This window comes from Streptomyces sp. DSM 106670, from assembly GCF_055792845.1.
Window position 1 is genome coordinate 5,704,758 of record NZ_CM147704.1, and the last position, 20,729, is coordinate 5,725,486.

Sequence of the window (20,729 nt, forward strand, 5' to 3'; positions counted from 1 at the left end):
ACATCATGCAGAGTCCGCTTTTCAGCCACACCGAGCAGCAGACCCAGGACCGGTACGCGGTCCAGAACCCGCAGCTCCTGCGGGTCTCGCTGACCGGCCAGGACGACGTCCTCGCCCGTAAGGGCGCGATGGTCGCCTACCAGGGCCTGATGGACTTCGACGGGGAGTACCAGTCCCAGGGCCAGCGGCGTGCCCGCGCGCACACCGGCGAGGGCCTGGACCTGATGCGGGTGTCCGGCCAGGGCACCGTCTATCTCGCCAACCTCGCGCAGTACATCCACGTCGTGGACGTCGACCGCGAGGGGATGACCGTGGACAGCTCCTACGTCCTCGCGCTCGACTCCTCGCTGCACACCGAGGTCATCGCGGTGGACAGCCAGTACGGGATCTCCGGCAGCGGCAAGTACCAGCTCAACATCTCCGGCTCGGGCAAGGTCGCCCTCATGACCTCGGGCCGGCCGCTGATGATGCAGGTCACACCCGAGAAGTACGTCAACGCCGACGCGGACGCGATCGTCGCCTGGTCCAGCTCCCTACGGGTGCAGATGCAGGCCCAGACGCACTCCTCCGGTGTCTTCCGGCGGCGCGGCAACACCGGCGAGGGCTGGGAGCTGAGCTTCCTCGGCCAGGGCTTCGCGCTGGTCCAGCCGAGCGAGGTCATGCCGCCGCAGAACGCCCAGATCGGCCAGGGCGCCCGCGCCCAGTTCGGCATGGGCCAGCAGGGCGCGCACGGCCAGAACCAGAACAACGCCTGGAACTGACCGGCACCCACAGAGCACCGCGGTGGACAGCGGTAAGGGGCGGCCTCCATGGAGGCCGCCCCTTACGCATGTCGTTCGGCCCGCCGCTACAACCGGGCCCGCGTCTGCTCCACCAGCCGTACGACCGAGGTGTCGGCGACCCCGGGTACGTCCGCGTAGTCGAACCAGCGCAGCTCCAAAGACTCCTCGCTGATCCGCTCCGCCGCACCGGCCGGAGCCAGAGCGGCGTACTGCACGTCGAGGTGCCAGTTGCACGGGGACGGAATCGGGTGGCGGTCCAGCCGGACCGGTCCGCCGGGCAGCAGGGTGAGCCCCGTGATGCCGGACTCCTCCGTCGCCTCACGGAGCGCCGCCGCCGCCAGGGTGGCGTCCTGCTCCTCGCAGTGGCCGCCCATCTGGAGCCACATCCGGAGCTTGCGGTGCAGGGTCAGCAGTACCTTGCCGCGCTCCGGATCGATCACCAGGGCGCTGGCCGTCAGATGCCCGGCCCCGCACGCCTTCCACATACCGTCGTCGTGGAGTGCCAGGTGGTCCAGGTAGACCCGGCGCAGCTCCGCCTGGTCGCCGTGCGTGTCCTCGGGGCCGTCGGGGGCGTACCCCTTCAGTACGAGGGTGGCGTCGTCGTGCAGGCTCACTGGGCGGGGCCGCCCTTGCCGTCCTCGTCGTCCTTGTCGGCGTCGGCCTCGGCCTCGGCCTCGGGGGCCTTCGGCTTGCCGGAGCCCTTCGCCGCCTCGCCGAGCATCTTGTCCAGCTCGGAGAAGTCGGCCTGCTCGTGATGGACGAAGCCGTCCGGATCGTCCAGGTCATGGGCCGTCGGCAGCATGTCCGGGTGGGACCAGAGCGCGTCACGGCCCTCCAGACCCCGGGCGTCCGTGAGCGAGGCCCACAGGCGCGAGGCGTCCCGCAGCCGGCGCGGACGCAGCTGGAGACCGATGAGCGTGGCGAACGTCTGCTCGGCGGGTCCGCCGGACGCCCGGCGCCTGCGCATCGTCTCGCGCAGCGCGTCGGACGAGGTCAGCCGGGACTTCGCGGCCTCGTGGACCACCGCATCCACCCAGCCCTCCACCAGCGCGAGAGCCGTCTCCAGCCGGGCCAGGGACGCCTTCTGCTCGGGCGTGTCCTCGGGCTGGAACATGCCCTGCTGAAGGGCGTCCTGCAGCTGCTCCGGCTGCGAGGGGTCGAACTGGCCGACGACGTCCTCCAGCTTGCTGGTGTCGACCTTGATGCCCCGGGCGTACGCCTCGACCGCGCCGAACAGATGCGACCGCAGCCACGGCACATGGGCGAAGAGCCGCTGGTGAGCGGCCTCGCGCAGGGCCAGATACAGCCGGACCTCGTCCTGCGGGACGCTGAGGTCCTTGCCGAACCGCTCCACGTTCAGCGGGAGCAGCGCGGCCTTGCCCGCCGGGCCCAACGGAAGTCCGATGTCGGTGGAGCCCACGACCTCACCGGCCAGCACGCCCACGGCCTGTCCGATCTGCTGCCCGAACATGGCGCCGCCCATCGACCGCATCATGCCGATCAGCGGGCCCGCCATGGCCTGCATCTCCTCGGGCAGCACATCGCCCATCGCCAGGCCTACCCGCTCGGCCACCGGGTCGACCAGCTGCTGCCAGGCCGGCAGCGAGGCCTCGACCCACTCCGCGCGGCTCCACGCCACGGTGGAGACCGAACCGGAGGGCATCGAGGTGACGCCGTCCAGCCAGAGGTCCGCCAGCCGCAGCGCCTCGTCGACCGCCGTGCGCTCGGACGGGCCGACGCTGGCGTCCTTGGTGCCGTCCGGGGTGCCCTGCGAGACCGTCTGGCGGGCGATCTGCTTGGCCATGTCCCAGTTCACGGGACCGCCCTCGTAGCTCAGCATCTGGCCGAGCTGCTGGAAGGCCGCGCCGAGATCGTTCGGATTCATCGAGCCGAACATTGCGGCGAACGGGTTGTCCCCGCCCGCCCCCGGCCCGAATCCGAACGGGCCGCCGGGCCCGCCCGCGCTCTGCCCACCTTCGGTGGGGTCCTTCTTCTTGCCCTCGTCGCCGTTCTCCGGCTCCTCCGGCGGAAGGCCGAATCCGAATGGGGTGTCACTCACGGGTTTCCTCGGCTCGTAGGGCCGCCGGCTCGAACCGACGGCGACTGCCCGACATCACCATCCAGCGTAGACACCACGCCCGCTTCGGGCCTCAGTGCTCCGCCGACTCCCGGCCTGCGGCAGGATGGACGCCACCTGGTACGTACGCGTCATTCGGGTACGTACTGAAGACAACCGCTGGAGACGCCCGGTGAGTTCCCCAGATCCGCAGGTTCGCGCAGCGCGAAACCTGACCGACCCCTCGCCCGAGAACGCGCCTGAAGAGAAACGCCCCAGGGCGCCCAGAAACCGGGGCCCCGTCGTCGCGGTCACCGGCGCCGCCACCGGCATCGGCGAACTGCTGACCGCCCATCTCGCCGCTTCCGACGCGATCAAGCAGGTCATCGCGATCGACGAGCGCCGTGGTGAGGTCTCCGAGGCGACCTGGCACATCCTGGACGTACGGGACCCGGCGATCGCCGAGAAGCTGCGCGGCGCGGACGTCGTCGTGCACCTGGCCCTCGACCTCGACCTGGAGACCGACCCCGCCGCCCGCACCGCGTACAACGTACGCGGCACCCAGACCGTGCTCACCGCCGCGGCCGCCGTCGGGGTCCACCGGGTCGTGCTGTGCACCTCGGCGATGGTCTACGGGGCGCTCGCCGACAACGACGTACCGCTCTCCGAGGACGCCGAGCTGCGCGCCACCGCCGAGGCCACCGGCGTCGGCGACCTCCTGGAGATCGAGCGGCTCGGCCGCCGGGCCCCGCGCGCCCACCCCGGGCTCAACGTCACCGTCGTGCGCCCCACCGTCCTGGTCGGCGGCACCGACACCGCCCTGACCCGCTACTTCGAGTCCCCGCGTCTCCTGGTGGTCGCCGGATCGCGTCCCACCTGGCAGTTCTGCCATGTCGAGGACCTGGTGACGGCCCTGGAGTACGCCGCCCTGGAGAAGATCGACGGCGAGTTCGCGGTCGGCTGCGACGGCTGGCTGGAGCAGGAGGAGGTCGAGGAGCTCAGCGGCGTACGCCGGATGGAGCTGCCCTCCGCCGTCGCGCTCGGGGCCGCCGCCCGGCTGCACCGGATCGGTCTCACCCCGTCCCCGGCGGGCGACCTGGCCTACACGATGCACCCCTGGGTGGTCAGCGTCAGCCGGCTGCACGATGTGGGCTGGCGGCCGAAATGGACGAACGAGGAAGTGCTCGGCGCCCTCCTCGAAGAGGTCGAGGGCCGCCACACGCTCGCCGGACGCCGCCTCGGCCGCAAGGACGCCACCGCCGCCGGAGCCGCCGGAGCCACGGTCGCCCTGCTCGGCGCCGCCGCCGTGGTCCGCCGCGCCCGCAAGGCCCGCCGCCGGATCTGACCGCCCACCGCTCCCGCGGGCCTGTAGAAGGCTCCAAACCGGTCGGTCGGCCGCCGGTAGAAGAGGCAATTCCGGGATGTCGGTGCCGTACGGCACGATGGGAGCATGGCACGCACCCACGACCACCCCGGCGAGCACGCGGCAGCCGACCCCGTCCGGCTGCTGGCGATCCGGGACACGGCGCTCTCCGTCGACGAGGTCTTCCGCGCCGTCGGCGACGACGCGGCGGGCGGCATCGCGCTCTTCGTCGGCACCGTGCGCAACCACGACGGCGGACAGGACGTCGGCGCGCTCGGCTATTCCTGTCACCCCTCGGCCGAGGACGAGATGCGCCGAGTGGCGGAGAAGGTCGTCGCCGACTTCCCGGTCCGCGCCCTGGCGGCCGTCCACCGAGTGGGTGAACTGGAGGTGGGCGATCTGGCGGTGGTCGTCGCCGTCGCCTGCCCGCACCGCGCCGAGGCCTTCGAGGCCTGCCGCAAGCTCATCGACGACCTCAAGCACGAGGTTCCGATCTGGAAGCACCAGCGCTTCTCGGACGGTACGGAGGAGTGGGTCGGAGCCTGCTGAGCGCAAACCGCCCCGGGGCGCATCGGCCCCGATTTGCGTAACCGCACCCCCGCCACGAGCGTTGGTCTTCCGGATCGTTAATCTGCTGATCGGGCATCCGGTCGCTCATGGGGTAGGGAGGTCGTGATGGCGGCACTCGCTTGGCTGTTGATTCCACTTTTCGCTGCTGTCGGTGGTGCGATATGGGCGAGTTGGGCTGCCCGCAATCGCACGACCGGCGATGTCACCGAACTCGCCGGCTACGCCAGATTCCGTGACGCGATGGAGAAATCGCACTCCGGTTCCGAGGCTCTCTGAGACCGCCGCACGCCGCGTGACCACCTGCCGCCGCGTTCCGGTCGCCCCGTACGGACCGGCCCCGGCGGTGCACTGACAGGCCCTTCCCGTACTGTCGTTCCATGCCACGCCGCACCGCGACGATGCTCGCCTCCACCCTCGTCCTCATCGCGCTGCTCTGCGCAGGCGTGCTGATCAAAGTGCCGTACGCGGAGATGTCTCCCGGACCGACGGTCAACACCCTCGGCGAAGCGCGTGGCGAGCCCGTCCTGCAGATCTCCGGTCGCAAGACGTACCCGGCCTCCGGCCATCTCAACATGACGACGGTCCGCGTCACCGGAGCGGACTACCGGATGAACATCGTCGAGGCCGTCTACGGCTGGCTGGCCCACGACAGCGTCGTGGTGCCGCACGACACGCTCTACCCGGACGGCAAGACCGAGGAACAGTCCACCCAGGAGAACGCCGAGGAGTTCAGCCAGTCCCAGGAGAGCGCCAAGGTGGCCGCCCTCAAGGAGCTGGACATCCCGGTCTCCACACAGGTCGTGGTCTCCTCGGTGGTCAAGGGCAGCCCCTCCGAGGGCAAGCTGCACGCGGGCGACGTGATCAAGGCCGTCGACGGCACGGCGGTCACGGAACCCGGCGACGTGGCGAAGCTCGTCACCAAGCACCAGCCGGGCGAGAACGTCACCTTCACCATCGTTCCCGCCAAGGAGGCCGCGGCGGCGGAGAAGGCCGGCCGCGAACCCGAGGGCGGCGAGAAGATCACCATCAGGACCGCGAAGGCTCCCGCCGCCGAGGACGGCGCCGAGGAGGGCGGGAAGAGCCGGGCGATCGTCGGGATCAAGGCCGGGACCGACCACACGTTCCCGTTCGAGATCGACATCAAGCTCGCGGACGTCGGCGGACCGAGTGCCGGACTGATGTTCTCCCTCGGCATCATCGACAAGCTCACCCCGGGCGATCTCACCGGCGGCAAGTTCGTCGCGGGCACCGGCACCATCGACGACGCGGGCACGGTCGGCCCGATCGGCGGCATCACCATGAAGCTGGTCGGCGCCCGCAACGCCGGCGCACGCTACTTCCTCACCCCCGACGACAACTGCGCCTCGGCCGCCGCCGACACACCGGACGGGCTCACCCTGGTGCGGGTCAAGACCATCGAGGACGCCACGAAGTCGCTGGAGCAGATCAAGGCGGGGAAGACCGCCGGCCTGCCGAGCTGCTCGACCGGCTGACGGCCGCGCCGCCCGGGAACCGCGGTGCGGCCCCGGGCAGCGGCCGGATCAGGACTCGAACGTCGCGGCGAGCGCCTCGGCGAGACCGGGCACCAGACCGGCGCCGGTCAGCACCTCGGTGGGGGAGTCCTTCTCGCGCAGCCGCACGGCGGACTCGCGGGCCCCGTCCCGCAGGACGGCCACGGTCATCCGCACCTCCTGCCGGTCCGGGTGCTTGGCCACCCACTGGGTCAGCTTCTTGTCGCTGAGCCCTTCCGGCACGGAGGCCTCCGCGGACGGCGGCAGCATCAGCCGCTCCACCGTCATGGCGCAGCCGACCACGGCGTCGGGCCAGGCGATCGTGCCGAGGAAGTCGTCGAGCGCGGTGCCCGGCGGAAGTTCGTCCTGCTCGATCGGGGTGAGCGCGGCGACGGACGAGCTGGGGTCCTCAAGGCCCAGCTGAGCGGCGAGACCGGGCTCCTGGACCCGCAGCTGTGCGGTGTCGACCAGGGCGAACAGCCGGGCGGGCTGGTCCCAGCCGAGGTTGGAGGCATAGGCGTCGATTTCGAGGACGGCGACGGTGAGCGGACTCGCGGCCATCGGGGGTCCTGCGGGGGAAACGTTGGGCATGGGCAATATCCTGCCTCCTTCCGCCCCGGGAACGGGAACTAGGTAAAGCCTCAGTAAGTTGCATAGGTGGGCTCTAGGATCGCTGGGCCTGTCCACACGACCGCGAACTTCGAGGTGCGCACGTTGGCTTTCCAGATGCCGGACCGCGGCGGAGGCCCGACCGGGCCACGGATCAGAGTCGGCCGCCCGTCCCGGCGCGCCCGTACCCTGCTCATGACTTTGGGTGTCCTGGCGGTTCTCGCCATGGCCTTCGTCATGTTCGCCGGGTTCTGGACGGACTGGCTCTGGTACAGGTCGGTCGCGTATTCATCCGTCTTCACCACCACCCTGTGGACCAAGATCGGGCTGTTCCTCGTCTTCGGACTGCTGATGGCGCTCGCCATCGGTGTGAACATCTGGCTCGCGCACCGGCTCCGGCCGCCGCTGAGCGCGATGTCGCTGGAACAGCAGAGCCTGGACCGCTACCGCATGAGCATCGCCCCCTACAAGAAGTGGGTGCTGCTCGCCGTCACGGCGCTCGTCGGACTGATCGCCGGAGCGTCCGCCTCCGGCCAGTGGCGCACGTGGCTGATGTACGTCAACGGCGTGGCGTTCGGGCAGAAGGACCCCCAGTTCCAGCTGGACGTCTCCTTCTACGCCTTCGACCTGCCGTGGTACCGCTTCCTGCTGGGCTTCGGCTTCGCGGCGACCGTGCTGTCGCTGATCGCCGCCGCGCTGACCCACTATCTGTACGGCGGGCTGCGCATCACCAGCCCCGGCGCCCGCGCCACCGGGGCGGCCACCGGCCACCTCTCGGTGCTGCTCGGCATCTTCGTCTCCCTGAAGGCCGTGGCGTACTGGCTCGACCGGTACGGGCTGGCCGTGAAGTCCAGTGACTTCAAGGCCACGGACAACTGGACGGGCCTGCGGTACGTCGACGCCAACGCCTATCTCCCGGCGAAGACCATCCTGTTCTGCATCGCCGCGATCTGCGCGGTGCTGTTCTTCGCGACGCTGTGGCGCCGCACCTGGCAGCTCCCGGTCATCGGCTTCGGCCTGATGGTGCTCTCGGCGATCCTGATCGGCGGGCTCTACCCGGCGATCGTGCAGAAGTTCCAGGTCCAGCCGAACGAGCAGGCCAAGGAAGCGCCGTTCATCAAGAAGAACATCAATGCCACACGCGACGCGTACGACATCGATGACGCCAAGGTGGACGACTACGACGGCCAGTCGACCACGAACGACGACACCAAGCTGCGGGCCGCGGCCAACACCGCCGCCAGCTACCGGGTGATGGACCCCAACGTCGTCTCCCCGGCCTTCCAGCAGCTCCAGCAGCGGAGGAACTACTACCAGTTCCCCAAGACGCTGGACGTCGACCGCTACAAGGGCAAGGACGGCAAGGAGCAGGACACCGTCATCGGTCTGCGTGAGCTGAACATCCAGGGCCTGCCCAAGCGGAACTGGATCAACGACCACTTCACGTACACCCACGGCTACGGCGCCATCGCGGCCCGCGGCACCACCACCGGCACCAACCCGACGGGGTCTCCGGACTTCACCGAGTCGGGTCTGCCCTCCACCGGTGAGTTCGGGAAGTACGAGCAGCGGATCTACTACGGCGAGAAGACCGAGCAGTACTCCATCGTCGGCGGGCCCCAGAAGGAGCTCGACTACGAGGAGGACGGCGAGAAGACCACCAGTTACGAGGGCGACAGCGGGGTCAGTCTCTCCAACGCCTTCAACCGTGCCGCGTACGCGGTCTCCTTCAGCGAGCCGCAGATCATGTATTCGGGAGCCATCGGTGACGGCTCGCGGATCCTGTACAACCGCACGCCCAAGGAGCGCGTCGAGGCGGTCGCCCCGTGGCTGACCATCGACGGCGACGCCTACCCGGCGGTCGTCGGCGGCCGGATCCAGTGGATCGTCGACGCGTACACCACGAGCAACGGCTACCCGTACGCCTCCCGGACGACGCTCGGCGACACCACGGCCGACTCGCTGACCACCAACCAGCGCGCGGTCGTCGCCCAGCAGAACCAGGTCAACTACATCCGCAACTCGGTGAAGGCCACCGTCGACGCGTACGACGGCAAGGTCAGGCTCTACGAGTGGGACACCGAGGACCCGGTCCTCAAGACCTGGCGCAAGGCGTTCCCGGGCACGGTCAAGGCCCGTACGGACATCCCGCAGGACCTGATGGACCACCTGCGGTATCCGCAGGACCTCTTCAAGGTCCAGCGCGAGCTGCTCACCCGCTACCACGTCGAGGACCCGGCGCAGTTCTACAGCGGCAGTGACGCCTGGCAGGTGCCGGACGACCCGACCAACAAGGAACCGGGCTCCGTTCCGCCGTACTACCTGAGCATGAAGATGCCCGGCGAGGAGGCGCAGCAGTTCTCGCTGACCACCACGTTCACTCCACGAGGGCGGCCCAACCTGGGTGCCTTCATGGCGGTGAACGCGGACGCGGCCAGCAAGGACTACGGCACCATGCGGCTGCTACGGGTCACCTCCACGGTGAAGGGCCCGGGCCAGGTACAGAGTGAGCTCAACGGCAACGACGACGTCGCCGAGTTCGTGAGGAACCTCAAGGGCACCGACTCGGACATCGAGTACGGAAACCTGCTGACGGTTCCGCTGGAGGGCGGGTTCCTCTACATCGAGCCGGTCTACACGCGCGGTGGCAACCAGAACTACCCGCTGCTGCGCAAGGTCGCCGCCTCGTACGGTTCGAAGATCGTCTTCGAGAACAACCTCAAGGACGCGCTCAACGCGGTCTTCGGGGTCGAGGACGACGGAGCCACGACACCGCCCGACACCGATGATCCGCCGGGCGAGACCGACGAGCCGCCGGCCACCGGCAGCGCCGCGCTCAAGAAGGCCATCGCGGACGCCCAGAAGGCCTACGCCGACGGCGAGAAGGCACTGAAGGAGCAGGACTGGCCGGCCTACGGCAAGGCCCAGGAGGCTCTTCAGGAGGCCCTGGAACGTGCCGCCGCCGCGCAGCCCAAGGCGGGCAGCGAGGGGGACAAGGCCGACAACGCCGAGAAGCCGGCGGGCGACGCCAAGCCGGAGAGTTCGGCCGAGCCCGCGAGCGCCGCGAAGCCCGCAGACGCGGACAAGGCGGATCCGGCGCGGGAGCCGGATGCGGCCGGCGGGGCCGAGAAGGGCTCCGACCAGGGCAGCTGAGCAGAGTCCACCCCGCGTCGTGGTACGGTTTGAACACAACGACGCGGGGTGGAGCAGCTCGGTAGCTCGCTGGGCTCATAACCCAGAGGTCGCAGGTTCAAATCCTGTCCCCGCTACTGAAAAGACGAAGGCCCGGATCCCTTGGGATCCGGGCCTTCGTCATGTCTGTCGTGGGTGAGGCCGTGTCTATCCCAAGCTGTGGGCGTGAAGTGCGGTTCGCTGGGCAGCAGTTGCCTCCAGGCGTGTTTGACTTGTCTCCCTGTGGGCATGTCGACAAAACGCTGTAGTGACCTCACTGGCCGCGATATACCAGGTGTACGCGGGTTACAGGTGGTGCGACGATGGTATTTATGGGGGACAGGGCAACTCTGTTGGAGACAGGGCGGTTTGTGCAGCAGCGCGGCCAAGATGCGGAAAGCGCGGTAGACACGGCTTTCGCCGCTGCCATCGCCGGGACGGGCGCACCGGTCCAGCGGACCGGCGCCACCGACCCGAGCCCTGCCGCGAGCATCTCCGACGAGGACACCACGGACGCGGTCGACGCCGCGGACAGCGCCGAGAGCGAGGCGCGTCACCGGCGTGCCGCCGACGCGGGCGACACCGCGTCCATGAGCGTCCTGGGCGCGCTGCTGCTGCGCCGGGGCGAGCTCGACGGCGCCGAGCGGTATCTGCGCGCCGCCACCGCCGACGGGGACCGGGCCGCCGCGAACAACCTGGGCGTCCTGCTGCACCAGCGCGGCTACCCGGACGAGGCCGCGGGCTGGTGGCGCATCGCCGCCGTGGCCGGATCCGCCGCCGCCGCGCACGCGCTCGGCCGGCACTTCCGCGAGCGCGGCGACGAGCCCGGCGCGGAGTACTGGCTGCGCCAGTCCGCCGAGCAGGGCCACGCGCTGGGCGCGTACGCGCTGGCCGACCTCCTGGAGCACCGCAGCGACGTCGGCGCCGAGCGCTGGCTGCGCGCCGCCGCCGAACAGGGCCACCGCGAGGCCGCCTACCGGCTGGCCCGCACCCTGGAGCGGAAGGCCGTCGAGGACCCGCACGACGCCTTCGACCTGGGCCGGAGCGCCGGTTCCGGACGAACCGGAACGGGCCTCGGCCTGCCCGGCGGCCCGCCCGTGCCCGCTCCCGACGCACGGGAGTCCGGTGCGCGGGAGTCCGCCGCCAAGGGCACGGCCAAGGGTGCGGCCGAGGGCGACGGTCCCGTGGCGGGCCCCGCCGCGGGCCGGGTCGGCGAGGCCGAGCAGTGGTACCGCCAGGCCGCCGCCCGTGGCCACCGGCGGGCCGCCCTGCACCTCGGCGCGATCCTGGAGCAGCGCGGCGAGCTCAAGGAGGCCGGACGCTGGTATCTCACCTCCGCCAAGGACGGCGAGCCGCGCGCCGCGTGCGCGCTGGGCTTCCTGCTGCGCGACGCCGGTGACGAGGAGAGCGCCGCCGTGTGGTGGCTGCGCGCCGCCCAGGACGGTGACGGCAACGCCGCCAACGCGCTCGGCGCGCTGCACGCCGCACGCGGTGAGCAGCAGACCGCCGAGCGCTGGTACCGGGCCGCCATGGACGCCGGTGACGTCAACGGGGCGTACAACCTCGGGCTGCTCTGCGCCGCCCAGGACCGCGTCCCGCAGGCCGAGCAGTGGTACCGCCGTGCCGCGTACGCCGGACACCGCGAGGCCGCCAACGCGCTCGCCGTGCTGCTGCTCCAGGCGGGCGACCACACCGGGGCCGAGCCCTGGTTCTCCAAGGCGGCCGAGGCGGGCAGCGTCGACGCGGCCTTCAACCTCGGCATCCTGCACGCCGGTCGCGACGAGGACCGTACGGCGCTGGGCTGGTACGAGCGCGCCGCGGCGGCCGGGCACACCGACGCGGCGCTCCAGGTCGGCATGGCCCTGCTGCGGGACGGCGACGACCGCGAGGCCGAGCGGCATCTGCGCTGTGCCGCGGGCGGCGGCAGCGCCGAGGCCGCGTTCCGGCTGGCCGGAGTGCTGGACGCGCGCCAGCCGCCGCCGGGACCGCCCGCACTGGGCGAGCCGATGCCGGAGAAGACCGAGTGCGAGGAGTGGTACGAGCGGGCCGCCCAGCAGGGCCACCGCCGTGCCCAGGTCCGGGTCGGCATGCTCGCGGCGGCGCGCGGGGACGTGGAGAGCGCCGCCCACTGGTACCGGGAGGCGGCCGAGGCGGGCAGCCGCAACGGGGCGTTCAACCTCGGGCTGCTGCTGGCCCGCGAGGGCAGCGAGCGCGAGGCGGCCCTGTGGTGGACCCGTGCGGCCGGCGCCGGACACGGCCGGGCCGCGCTGCGCCTGGCGCTTCTCGCCGCCCGGCGGGGCGAGCTCACCGAGGGGCAGCGCTGGTGCGCGCGGGCGGTGGAGCTGGGCCCCGCCGAGGTGGCCGAGCGGGCCGCGCGGCTGCGCGAGGCGCTGCACCAGGAGCTGACCGCGTAACACCGCGACGGGCCGGACGCCGACCACGGCCGCCCCGGACGTCGGCCCCGGACACCGGCCCCGGCCCCGGGGTGCCGGGCCTCCGGGGCCGGTGTGAATGAATTTGCGCCGTTCGACCCGCTGGCGTAATGTTGCATTCACCGACGCGGGGTGGAGCAGCTCGGTAGCTCGCTGGGCTCATAACCCAGAGGTCGCAGGTTCAAATCCTGTCCCCGCTACTGAAGACGAAGGCCCGGATCTCATCGAGATCCGGGCCTTCGTCATGTCCGGTGACCGCGAAGCCGGGCCCGCCTGTCGAACAGGCGGGCCCGGCTCTCGTCGTCAGCGGGCGGCTCAGGCGGTGGCGGCGCAGTTCGGGCAGATGCCGCGGTACGTCACCTCGACGCCGGAGACCGTGAAGCCGTAGCGCTCGTCCGCCGGCAGGTCCGCCAGCGGGTTGCCCGCCGGGTGCACGTCCCTGATGGCGCCGCATTGCGCGCACACCAGGTGGTGGTGCGGGCGGTGCGCGTTCGGGTCATAGCGTTTGGCCCGGCGGTCGGTGGAGACCTCCAGCACCTCGCCGAGGGACACCATCTCGCCGAGGGTGTTGTAGACGGTGGCGCGCGAGATCTCGGGCAGCCGGGAAACGGCCCTCGCGTGGACCTCGTCCGCCGTCAGGTGTACGTGGTCCCCGTCGAGGACCTCGGCCACGACACGCCGCTGCGCCGTCATGCGCCAGCCGCGTCCACGAAGTCGTTCCAGCAGGTCGCTCATGCAGCCCAGCCTAACAGTGGCGGGATTCGAGTCCCGATCGAGTGTGACTTTGGATGTTCACTTGACTTAGACATTGTCCATTGTAGGATCGGCACCGGCATACGCCAAGGGACAGGCTGTGCGGAACATCGGCCCGGTGAACGAGGCCGGTCGATCACCGAAGTGCAGGACATGACGCAGGAGGCGCACGTGACGCAGGGACCGCTCACCACGGAGGCCGGGGCTCCGGTCGCCGACAACCAGAACAGTGAGACCGCGGGCGCCGGCGGTCCGGTCCTCGTCCAGGACCAGGCGCTGCTGGAGAAGCTCGCCCACTTCAACCGTGAGCGCATTCCGGAGCGCATCGTGCACGCCCGCGGCGCCGGCGCGTACGGCACGTTCACGCTGACCCGCGACGTCTCGCAGTGGACCCGGGCGAAGTTCCTCTCCGAGGTCGGCAAGCAGACCGAGACCTTTCTGCGCTTCTCCACGGTGGCGGGCAACCTCGGCTCCGCCGACGCCGTGCGCGACCCCCGCGGCTTCGCGCTGAAGTTCTACACCGAGGAGGGCAACTACGACCTCGTCGGCAACAACACCCCGGTGTTCTTCATCAAGGACGCCATCAAGTTCCCCGACTTCATCCACACCCAGAAGCGCGACCCGTACACCGGCTCGCAGGAGGCGGACAACGTCTGGGACTTCTGGGGTCTGTCGCCCGAGTCGACGCACCAGGTGACCTGGCTCTTCGGCGACCGCGGCATTCCGGCCACGCTGCGCCACATGAACGGGTACGGCTCGCACACCTACCAGTGGAACAACGAGGCCGGCGAGGTCTTCTGGGTCAAGTACCACTTCAAGACCGACCAGGGCATCAAGAACCTCACCCAGGACGAGGCCAACAAGCTCGCCGGTGAGGACCCCGACAGCCACCAGCGCGATCTGCGCGAGGCGATCGAGCGCGGTGACTTCCCGTCCTGGACGGTGCAGGTCCAGATCATGCCCGCGGCGGACGCGGCCGGCTACCGCTTCAACCCGTTCGACCTCACCAAGGTGTGGCCGCACGCGGACTACCCGCCGATCGAGATCGGCAAGCTGGAGCTCAACCGCAACCCGGACAACATCTTCGCCGAGGTCGAGCAGTCGATCTTCAGCCCCGCGCACTTCGTGCCGGGCATCGGCCCGTCCCCGGACAAGATGCTCCAGGGCCGCCTCTTCGCGTACGGCGACGCCCACCGCTACCGCGTCGGCATCAACGCCGACCACCTGCCGGTGAACCGCCCGCACGCCACCGAGGCGCGGACCAACAGCCGGGACGGCTTCCTCTACGACGGCCGTCACAAGGGCGCCAAGAACTACGAGCCGAACAGCTTCGGCGGCCCCTTCCAGACCGACCGGCCGCTGTGGCAGCCGCTCCCGGTCACCGGTGCCACCGGCAACACCGAGGCCCCCTCGCACGCCGAGGACAACGACTTCGTGCAGGCGGGCGACCTCTACCGGCTCTTCTCCGAGGACGAGAAGGTCCGGCTGATCGAGAACCTCGCCGGGTTCATCGCCAAGGTCTCGCGCGACGACATCGCCGAGCGCGCGATCAACAACTTCCGCCAGGCGGACGGCGACTTCGGCAAGCGGCTGGAAACCGCGGTCCAGGCCCTTCGCGGCTGACCGGACGCCTGTCGTCGACGGTGGGCCGGATCCTCTGACGGGGGTCCGGCCCACCGGTCGTTCCGGCCCCCGGCGGGCGTCAGCCGGCGGCCGCCACCGTACGGCGGCGGGCGGGAGCCCAGCAGCGGATGATGTCGCGCACCGAGACGATGCCCACCGGGCCGTCGCCGTCCAGCACGATCAGGTGCCGGAACCCACCGTGCGTCATGGCTTCCGCGGCCTCCTCCAGGGTCCAGGCCGGGGCGGCGAACACCACGTCGGTGGTGGTGTGGGCGGACGCGGTCTCCCGGTCGGGGTCCAGCCCCGATCCGACCGCGTCGAGGATGTCGCGCTCGGTGATGATGCCGAGCCCGCAGGTGTCCGTGTCGTGGACGACAGCTGCCCCGATGCGGCGGGCCGACATCAGCCGGGCCGCCTGGCGGAGCGTATGGGTGGGGCCGATGGTGAGGACCACCGTGCTCATGGCGTCACGGACGAGCATGAATCGAGCCACCTCCTCGGTGAGCCGACTCTGTGAGTCGATTCACAAGTTCACAAGTGGGGGGACTCTCAGAGTTGCACCCTTGGGGCGGGTCGACAAGGGGTGGGCGGGCGCGCGCCGGGGGAGTGCGCGTAGCTCAGTAGCGCTGGTTGAGATAGCCCAGCAGTTCGTCGTGGAGCGGCCCGTTCGAGGCCGCCGCGTTTCCGCCGCCCGGTCCGTCCACCCCGTCCAGCGAGGTGAACCGGCCGCCCGCCTCCTGCACGATGATCGCGGTCGCCGCCATGTCCCACAGCGACAGCTCCGGCTCCGCGCAGATGTCCACGGAACCCTCCGCGACCATCATGTACGGCCAGAAGTCCCCGTACCCCCGCGTCCGCCAGCAGGCCCGGGTGAGGTCCAGGAGGCCGTCGAGGCGGCCCTGCTCCTCCCAGCCGGACAGCGAGGAGAACGCGAACGAGGCGTCGGCGATCCGCGCCACCTTCGACACCTGCATCCGGGTCGCGGAGGTGAGGCTGCGGCCGGTGAACGCGCCCGCGCCCTTCGCCGCCCACCAGCGCCGGTTCAGCGCGGGCGCGGAGACCACGCCCATCACCGGCTGGAAACCGTCCTCGCCCGCCTCCATCAGCGAGATCAGCGTGGCCCACACCGGCACCCCGCGCACATAGTTCTTGGTGCCGTCGATCGGGTCGATCACCCAGCGCCGCGGTCCGCTGCCCTCGATCCCGTACTCCTCGCCCAGGATCGCGTCCCTCGGGCGGGCCCGATGCAGGTGGCCCCGGATCAGCTCCTCGGCGGCCTTGTCGGCCTCGCTCACCGGCGTCATGTCCGGCTTGGTCTCCACCTTCAGGTCGAGAGCCTTGAACCGGTCCATCGTCGCCGCGTCGGCGGCGTCCGCCAGTACGTGGGCCAAGCGCAGATCATCGTGGTAGTCGGGCATGCCGTCACAGTATCCAGCGCCGCGGGCCGCGGGCTACAGCGCCCCTGCCGCCGCCCGGAACCCTTGACAGCCCCCGGGACCGCGTCAACTCTGAACCGCAGGATCCCGGGGCGGGGGAGGCGACGATGCCGACAGCGCGGCAGGCCCTGCTGGACGCCGCCCTCCGGGCGCTGGACGGCGGGCCCTGGTGCGCCGTGCGCATGGTCGACGTCGCCGCCCTGGCGGGTGTCTCGCGGCAGACCCTCCACAACGAGTTCGGCACCAAGGACGGACTGGCCGAGGCGCTGCTGCGACGGGCCGCCGACGGCTATCTCGCCGGGGTGGACCGCGCCCTGACCGCCCCCGCGCCCGACCGTCCGGCCGCCGTCGCGCTCTGGACCCTACGGGCCGCCCGCCGGGACGCGCTGGTCAAGGCGCTGCTCACCGGGCACTGGGCGGAAGGGCTGCCCCGCCCGGACCGCCGGCCGGGCTCCCGGGGGCGTGCGGCCGCCGTACGACCGCCGCCGACCCCCGAGGAACTGCTCGCGCTGGTACGGGACCGGATGGCGGCCGCGACGCCCGGGGCCGCCGACGGGCGCGGCGAGATCGCGTTACGCCTCGCGCTGTCCTGTGTGATCGTCCCGGTGCCGGGCGACGACGCCGCGGACAGCCGCGCACTCCGCCTCGTACGGGAGGCGTCGCGGCCGGTGGTTCCGGGGGCGGTGGCTCAAGGGCCCGTGGTCCGGAGCCCCGCTGGTCTCAGTGCGCGGAGCCCGACAGCTGGAGGCCGATCACACCGATGATCACCAGCGAGATCGACACCAGCTTCAGCGTGGAGACCACGTCGCCGAGGAAGATCATGCCGTAGATCGCGGTCCCGGCCGCCCCGATCCCGGTCCACACCGCGTACGCCGGACCGACATCCAGCTTCCGCAGCGCCAGGGTCAGCAGACCGAAGCTGCCGAGGGCGAACGCGGCGAACGCGATCGTCGGCCAGAGCCGGGTGAATCCGTGGGAGAGCTTCAGACACACGGCGAAGCCGGTCTCCAGCAGTCCTGCGACCACGACCAGCAGCCACGCCATCGTCAGTTGCCTCCCGCATAGGTGACGGCTTCGTCCCGCTCGGTGCGATTATGCCTTTACCAGTCGTTGAAGCTCGCAAACGTGTCCGCGTGGCCGGAACCGAATCCGGCCGGACGGTGCGGCCGCCGGCCGCCCTCGCACCGCTTCAGTCGCCCTCGCGCCGTTCCCGGGTCGCGAGGAGCCGACGCAGCGAGTCCAGTCGCGCCGGGTCGGCATGGCCTTCCGCCACCCAGGCGTCCAGCGCGCACTCGGGCTGGTCCTCGTCGTGCGTGCAGCCGCGCGGGCAGTTCTCGGTGCCCGGCTCCAGGTCCGGGAAGGCGTGGATGACACGCGACGGGTCGACGTGGTGCAGCCCGAAGGACCGCACGCCCGGGGTGTCGACGACCCAGCCCCGGTCGCCGGGCAGCGGCAGCGCGAGGGCCGAGGTGGTGGTGTGCCGGCCCCGGCCGGTGACCGCGTTGACGATGCCCGTGGTCCGCCGCCGGTCCTTCGGCACCAGGGCGTTGACCAGCGTCGTCTTGCCGACCCCGGAGTGCCCGACGAAAGCGGTGACCCGGCCGTTGAGGAAGGTGCGCACCTGGTCGGCCGCGTCCCCGTTCTCCAGCTCCTCGCGGCTGGTCACGATGTACGGGACGCCGAGCGGGGTGTACGCCTCCAGCAGCTTGTCCGGCGAGGCCAGGTCGGACTTGGTCAGCACCAGCAGCGGGGTCAGCCCGCCGTCGTACGCCGCCACCAGACAGCGGTCGATCATGCGCGGGCGCGGCTCCGGGTCGGCCAGCGCGGTGACGATCGCCAGCTGGTCCGCGTTGGCGACGACCACGCGCTCGTACGGATCGTCGTCGTCCGCGGTGCGGCGCAGCACCGTACGGCGCGGGGCGATGCGCACGATCCGGGCCAGCGTGTCCTTCTCGCCCGAGAGATCGCCGACGATGGAGACGGTGTCGCCCACCACGGCGGCCTTGCGGCCCAGCTCGCGGGCCTTCATGGCCACCACGGTCCGGCCCTCGACGAGGCAGGTGAGCCGGCCCCGGTCGACGGTGAGGACCATGCCGTCCTCGGCGTCCTCGTGCTTGGGCCGGATGTGCGTCCGCGGCCGGTTGCCCTTGCGGTTGGGGCGGACGCGGATGTCGTCCTCGTCGGGGTTCTTCCCGTAGCGGCGCATGTCCTAGACCCCGAGCATTCCGGTCCACATGTCCGGGAAGTCCGGCAGGGTCTTGGCGGTCGTGCCCACGTTCTCGATCTCCACGCCCTTCACCGCCAGGCCGATGATCGCCCCGGCGGTGGCCATGCGGTGGTCGTCGTACGTGTGGAAGACGCCGCCGTGCAGCGGGCGCGGGCGGATGCGCAGTCCGTCGGCCGTCTCGGTGACATCGCCGCCCAGTTCGTTGATCTCCTTGGTCAGCGCGGCCAGCCGGTCCGTCTCGTGCAGCCGCAGATGGGCGACGCCGCTCAGGGTGGAGGGGGAGTCGGCCAGCGCCGCGACCGCCGCGATGCCCGGGGTCAGCTCGCCGACCTCGCCGAGGTCCACGTCGATGCCGTGGATCCGGCCCGTACCGGTGAAGGTCAGACCGCGCTCGGTCAGCTCGCAGCTGCCGCCCATCGCGGTGAAGATCTCCCGCAGCGCGTCACCCGGCTGGGTGGTCCGCTCGGGCCAGTCCGGGATAGTGACCCGGCCGCCGGTCACCAGGGCCGCGGCCAGGAACGGCTGGGCGTTGGACAGATCCGGCTCGATCGTCAGGTCCCGGCCGAGCAGGGCGGAGGGCGAGACCCGCCACACGTTCGGCTCGCCGCCCGTCTCCGGCTCGTCCACCTGGGCGCCGACGGCCCGCAGCATGTCGACGGTCATCCGGATGTGCGGCATCGAGGGGAGCGTGGATCCGGTGTGCCGGACCTCCACGCCCTGGTTGAAGCGCGGCCCCGACAGCAGCAGCGCCGAGACGAACTGCGAGGAGGACGAGGCGTCGATCGACACCGGACCGCCCTCCAGCGCCCCGCCGCCGTGCACGGTCAGCGGGAGCGCCCCGCGCCCGTCGTCGTCGATCCGCGCGCCCAGCGCCCGCAGGCCCTCGATCACCCCGGTCAGCGGGCGCTCGTAGGACCGCGGGTCGCCGTCGAAGCGGATCGGGCCGTCGGCGAGCGTGGCGACGGGCGGCAGGAAGCGCATGACCGTGCCCGCGTTGCCGACGTCGACCGTGGCCGGGCCGTGCAGCCCCGCCGGAATGACGCGCCAGGCCTCGCCCGAGCTGTCCGGGGAGGCCGCGGCGGACGGGCTGCTCGCGGACGAGGAGGAGACGGTCTCCTCGATGCCGACGCCCATCGCGCGCAGCGCTTCGGCCATCAGCAGGGTGTCGCGGGAGCGCAGCGGGCGGCGCAGCCAGCCCGGCTCGGCGGCCAGCGAGGCCAGCACGAGCGCGCGGTTGGTGACCGATTTGGATCCGGGCACGGTGACGGTCGCGTCGACGGCTCCGCTCGCGTGGGGAGCGGGCCAGAGGGCAGGGTGCACGGAACTCTCGGTCATGGCCATCACTTTAGTGGCTTTACGCCGACCCGGATCCTGGCCAAAACCGGGTGAACCGTCCCGTAACGAAGGAGTGGTACGGACCGCGGCTCCCCACCCGGCCTCACCAGCCCAGCAGCCACCTGCCGCCGCCGATCAGGGAGCACAGCGACACCGCGTGGAAGAGGAACAGCCACAGCACCGCCGGGGCGTGGGTCAGCCGGGCCAGCTGGTCCGCGTCGGAGTCCGGGGCACCGCCGTACCGCCGCTTCGACTGGAGCTCGAACGGCGGCCGCACCCCGCCCAGCAGCAGGAACCACACCACCACGTACGCGAACGCCGACTGCACGTCCGAGTCCGCCAGCCAGGACACCAGCAGGAACGTGGTGCCGGTCAGGATGACGGTGAGGGCCCCGTACACATTGCGGATCATCACCAGCATCACCGCGAGCAGCGCCGTCGCCACCCACAGCAGCAGGGTGATCCGGCCGTTGGTCAGCAGCCAGGCGCCGCCCAGCCCCAGCAGCGAGGGGGCCGTGTAGCCCGCCGCCGCCGTGAGGATCATCCCGATGCCCGTCGGCTTGCCGCGGCTGACCGTCAGCCCGCTGGTGTCCGAGTGCAGCCGGATGCCGGAGAGCTGCCGCCCGGTGAGCAGGGCCACCAGACCGTGACCGCCCTCGTGCGCGATGGTGATCGTGTTGCGGGCCAGCCGCCATATCGGGTTCGGCACGACGGCGATGAGCGCCAGGGCGGCCGTCACCACCACCAGCCACTGCTCGGGAGCGGACTGGGTTCCGGTGACGCGATCCCACAGATCGCCCAGTTCGGTGCTGTTCATCGTCGGGCGACTCCTTGCGGTGGAGGTGGGCGGTCGTGGCAGTC

The 20,729-nt window shown here is 71.1% G+C and carries 18 protein-coding genes and 2 tRNA genes; 10 read left to right on the forward strand and 10 right to left on the reverse strand.

Annotation, left to right across the window (positions count from 1 at the left end):
- Positions 1–5: 5 nt before the first annotated feature.
- Positions 6–761 (forward strand): AIM24 family protein, encoded by a 756-nt coding sequence (locus ACSMXR_RS25385; protein ID WP_218524808.1) that lies wholly within the window; start codon positions 6–8, stop codon positions 759–761.
- Positions 762–847: 86 nt separating this feature from the next.
- Here ACSMXR_RS25385 and ACSMXR_RS25390 read toward each other — a convergent pair whose 3' ends face one another.
- Together ACSMXR_RS25390 and ACSMXR_RS25395 are read right to left on the reverse strand one after the other, a co-directional pair.
- A complete protein-coding gene (locus tag ACSMXR_RS25390; protein WP_473169992.1) occupies positions 848–1,396 on the reverse strand; it encodes an NUDIX hydrolase in 549 nt (182 codons plus the stop codon).
- On the reverse strand, positions 1,393–2,841 hold the full coding sequence (locus tag ACSMXR_RS25395; RefSeq protein ID WP_473169993.1) for a zinc-dependent metalloprotease: 1,449 nt from the start codon (positions 2,839–2,841) through the stop codon (positions 1,393–1,395). Before ACSMXR_RS25395 ends, ACSMXR_RS25390 begins: the two co-directional genes overlap by 4 nt.
- 190 nt (positions 2,842–3,031) lie before the next feature.
- On the opposite strand from ACSMXR_RS25395, the gene ACSMXR_RS25400 reads away from it, so the two are divergent.
- From ACSMXR_RS25400 to ACSMXR_RS25410, 3 genes are all read left to right on the forward strand, one after another.
- Positions 3,032–4,183 carry an SDR family oxidoreductase gene (locus ACSMXR_RS25400; RefSeq protein WP_098026620.1) on the forward strand — a complete coding sequence of 384 codons (1,152 nt, stop codon included), beginning with the start codon at positions 3,032–3,034 and terminating at the stop codon, positions 4,181–4,183.
- Between the two features lie 105 nt (positions 4,184–4,288).
- Positions 4,289–4,750 (forward strand): molybdenum cofactor biosynthesis protein MoaE, encoded by a 462-nt coding sequence (locus ACSMXR_RS25405; RefSeq protein WP_030087249.1) that lies wholly within the window; start codon positions 4,289–4,291, stop codon positions 4,748–4,750.
- A 398-nt stretch (positions 4,751–5,148) separates the two neighbouring features.
- Positions 5,149–6,264, forward strand: coding sequence for a YlbL family protein (locus ACSMXR_RS25410; RefSeq protein ID WP_137231799.1), 1,116 nt, complete (start codon positions 5,149–5,151; stop codon positions 6,262–6,264).
- A 48-nt stretch (positions 6,265–6,312) separates the two neighbouring features.
- On the opposite strand, the gene ACSMXR_RS25415 is transcribed toward ACSMXR_RS25410, so the two are convergent.
- Positions 6,313–6,873, reverse strand: a complete 561-nt coding sequence (locus ACSMXR_RS25415) for a PPA1309 family protein (protein ID WP_240805885.1) — start codon at positions 6,871–6,873, stop codon at positions 6,313–6,315.
- A 135-nt stretch (positions 6,874–7,008) separates the two neighbouring features.
- Between ACSMXR_RS25415 and ACSMXR_RS25420 the strand changes: the two genes are divergently transcribed.
- The 4 genes from ACSMXR_RS25420 (at position 7,009) to ACSMXR_RS25435 (ending at position 12,694) form a co-directional block, all read left to right on the forward strand.
- Positions 7,009–10,044, forward strand: a complete 3,036-nt coding sequence (locus ACSMXR_RS25420; protein WP_364890097.1) for a UPF0182 family membrane protein — start codon at positions 7,009–7,011, stop codon at positions 10,042–10,044.
- A 42-nt stretch (positions 10,045–10,086) separates the two neighbouring features.
- Positions 10,087–10,160, forward strand: a tRNA-Met gene (locus ACSMXR_RS25425).
- Between the two features lie 225 nt (positions 10,161–10,385).
- Positions 10,386–12,476: a tetratricopeptide repeat protein gene (locus ACSMXR_RS25430; RefSeq protein WP_473169994.1), complete on the forward strand. Its 2,091-nt coding sequence runs from the start codon at positions 10,386–10,388 to the stop codon at positions 12,474–12,476.
- Between the two features lie 144 nt (positions 12,477–12,620).
- A tRNA-Met gene (locus ACSMXR_RS25435) sits at positions 12,621–12,694 on the forward strand.
- A 115-nt stretch (positions 12,695–12,809) separates the two neighbouring features.
- Here the strand turns inward: ACSMXR_RS25435 and ACSMXR_RS25440 are convergent.
- Positions 12,810–13,229, reverse strand: coding sequence for a Fur family transcriptional regulator (locus ACSMXR_RS25440; RefSeq protein ID WP_137231797.1), 420 nt, complete (start codon positions 13,227–13,229; stop codon positions 12,810–12,812).
- Positions 13,230–13,400: 171 nt separating this feature from the next.
- Here ACSMXR_RS25440 and ACSMXR_RS25445 point away from each other — a divergent pair, with 171 nt between their 5' ends.
- A complete protein-coding gene (locus ACSMXR_RS25445; protein WP_137231796.1) occupies positions 13,401–14,870 on the forward strand; it encodes a catalase in 1,470 nt (489 codons plus the stop codon).
- Positions 14,871–14,949: 79 nt separating this feature from the next.
- On the opposite strand, the gene ACSMXR_RS25450 is transcribed toward ACSMXR_RS25445, so the two are convergent.
- Together ACSMXR_RS25450 and hisN are read right to left on the reverse strand one after the other, a co-directional pair.
- The gene (locus tag ACSMXR_RS25450; protein ID WP_473169995.1) at positions 14,950–15,351 is read right to left on the reverse strand and encodes a CBS domain-containing protein; all 402 of its coding nucleotides are present in this window, start codon (positions 15,349–15,351) and stop codon (positions 14,950–14,952) included.
- Positions 15,352–15,487: 136 nt separating this feature from the next.
- The gene (gene hisN / locus ACSMXR_RS25455) at positions 15,488–16,288 is read right to left on the reverse strand and encodes a histidinol-phosphatase (protein ID WP_030087233.1); all 801 of its coding nucleotides are present in this window, start codon (positions 16,286–16,288) and stop codon (positions 15,488–15,490) included.
- A 125-nt stretch (positions 16,289–16,413) separates the two neighbouring features.
- Between hisN and ACSMXR_RS25460 the strand changes: the two genes are divergently transcribed.
- Entirely contained in the window at positions 16,414–17,070 is a 657-nt protein-coding gene (locus ACSMXR_RS25460; RefSeq protein WP_473169996.1) for a TetR/AcrR family transcriptional regulator, read from the forward strand.
- On the opposite strand, the gene ACSMXR_RS25465 is transcribed toward ACSMXR_RS25460, so the two are convergent.
- The 4 genes from ACSMXR_RS25465 to ACSMXR_RS25480 all read right to left on the reverse strand — a co-directional run bounded on the left by ACSMXR_RS25465 (position 17,027) and on the right by ACSMXR_RS25480 (position 20,685).
- Positions 17,027–17,350, reverse strand: coding sequence for a DMT family transporter (locus ACSMXR_RS25465; RefSeq protein ID WP_030087230.1), 324 nt, complete (start codon positions 17,348–17,350; stop codon positions 17,027–17,029). The genes ACSMXR_RS25460 and ACSMXR_RS25465 overlap by 44 nt on opposite strands.
- A 145-nt stretch (positions 17,351–17,495) precedes the next feature.
- A complete protein-coding gene (rsgA, locus tag ACSMXR_RS25470; RefSeq protein WP_103510551.1) occupies positions 17,496–18,512 on the reverse strand; it encodes a ribosome small subunit-dependent GTPase A in 1,017 nt (338 codons plus the stop codon).
- Positions 18,513–18,515: 3 nt separating this feature from the next.
- Positions 18,516–19,868 (reverse strand): 3-phosphoshikimate 1-carboxyvinyltransferase, encoded by a 1,353-nt coding sequence (aroA, locus tag ACSMXR_RS25475; protein WP_381789714.1) that lies wholly within the window; start codon positions 19,866–19,868, stop codon positions 18,516–18,518.
- 103 nt (positions 19,869–19,971) lie between these two features.
- The gene (locus ACSMXR_RS25480; RefSeq protein ID WP_030087216.1) at positions 19,972–20,685 is read right to left on the reverse strand and encodes a M50 family metallopeptidase; all 714 of its coding nucleotides are present in this window, start codon (positions 20,683–20,685) and stop codon (positions 19,972–19,974) included.
- Between the last annotated feature and the right edge of the window lie 44 nt (positions 20,686–20,729).

Bases quoted from the DNA above. Each gene is read 5' to 3' on its own strand.
- ACSMXR_RS25385 (WP_218524808.1), top strand. From the start codon at position 6: ATGCAGAGTCCGCTTTTCAGCCACACCGAGCAGCAGACCCAGGACCGG.
- ACSMXR_RS25405 (WP_030087249.1), top strand. From the start codon at position 4,289: ATGGCACGCACCCACGACCACCCCGGCGAGCACGCGGCAGCCGACCCC.
- ACSMXR_RS25410 (WP_137231799.1), top strand. From the start codon at position 5,149: ATGCCACGCCGCACCGCGACGATGCTCGCCTCCACCCTCGTCCTCATC.
- ACSMXR_RS25415 (WP_240805885.1), bottom strand. From the start codon at position 6,873: ATGCCCAACGTTTCCCCCGCAGGACCCCCGATGGCCGCGAGTCCGCTC.
- ACSMXR_RS25420 (WP_364890097.1), top strand. From the start codon at position 7,009: ATGCCGGACCGCGGCGGAGGCCCGACCGGGCCACGGATCAGAGTCGGC.
- ACSMXR_RS25430 (WP_473169994.1), top strand. From the start codon at position 10,386: ATGGTATTTATGGGGGACAGGGCAACTCTGTTGGAGACAGGGCGGTTT.
- ACSMXR_RS25440 (WP_137231797.1), bottom strand. From the start codon at position 13,229: ATGAGCGACCTGCTGGAACGACTTCGTGGACGCGGCTGGCGCATGACG.
- ACSMXR_RS25445 (WP_137231796.1), top strand. From the start codon at position 13,401: ATGACGCAGGAGGCGCACGTGACGCAGGGACCGCTCACCACGGAGGCC.
- ACSMXR_RS25450 (WP_473169995.1), bottom strand. From the start codon at position 15,351: ATGCTCGTCCGTGACGCCATGAGCACGGTGGTCCTCACCATCGGCCCC.
- hisN (WP_030087233.1), bottom strand. From the start codon at position 16,288: ATGCCCGACTACCACGATGATCTGCGCTTGGCCCACGTACTGGCGGAC.
- ACSMXR_RS25460 (WP_473169996.1), top strand. From the start codon at position 16,414: ATGCCGACAGCGCGGCAGGCCCTGCTGGACGCCGCCCTCCGGGCGCTG.
- ACSMXR_RS25465 (WP_030087230.1), bottom strand. From the start codon at position 17,350: ATGGCGTGGCTGCTGGTCGTGGTCGCAGGACTGCTGGAGACCGGCTTC.
- rsgA (WP_103510551.1), bottom strand. From the start codon at position 18,512: ATGCGCCGCTACGGGAAGAACCCCGACGAGGACGACATCCGCGTCCGC.
- aroA (WP_381789714.1), bottom strand. From the start codon at position 19,868: ATGACCGAGAGTTCCGTGCACCCTGCCCTCTGGCCCGCTCCCCACGCG.
- ACSMXR_RS25480 (WP_030087216.1), bottom strand. From the start codon at position 20,685: ATGAACAGCACCGAACTGGGCGATCTGTGGGATCGCGTCACCGGAACC.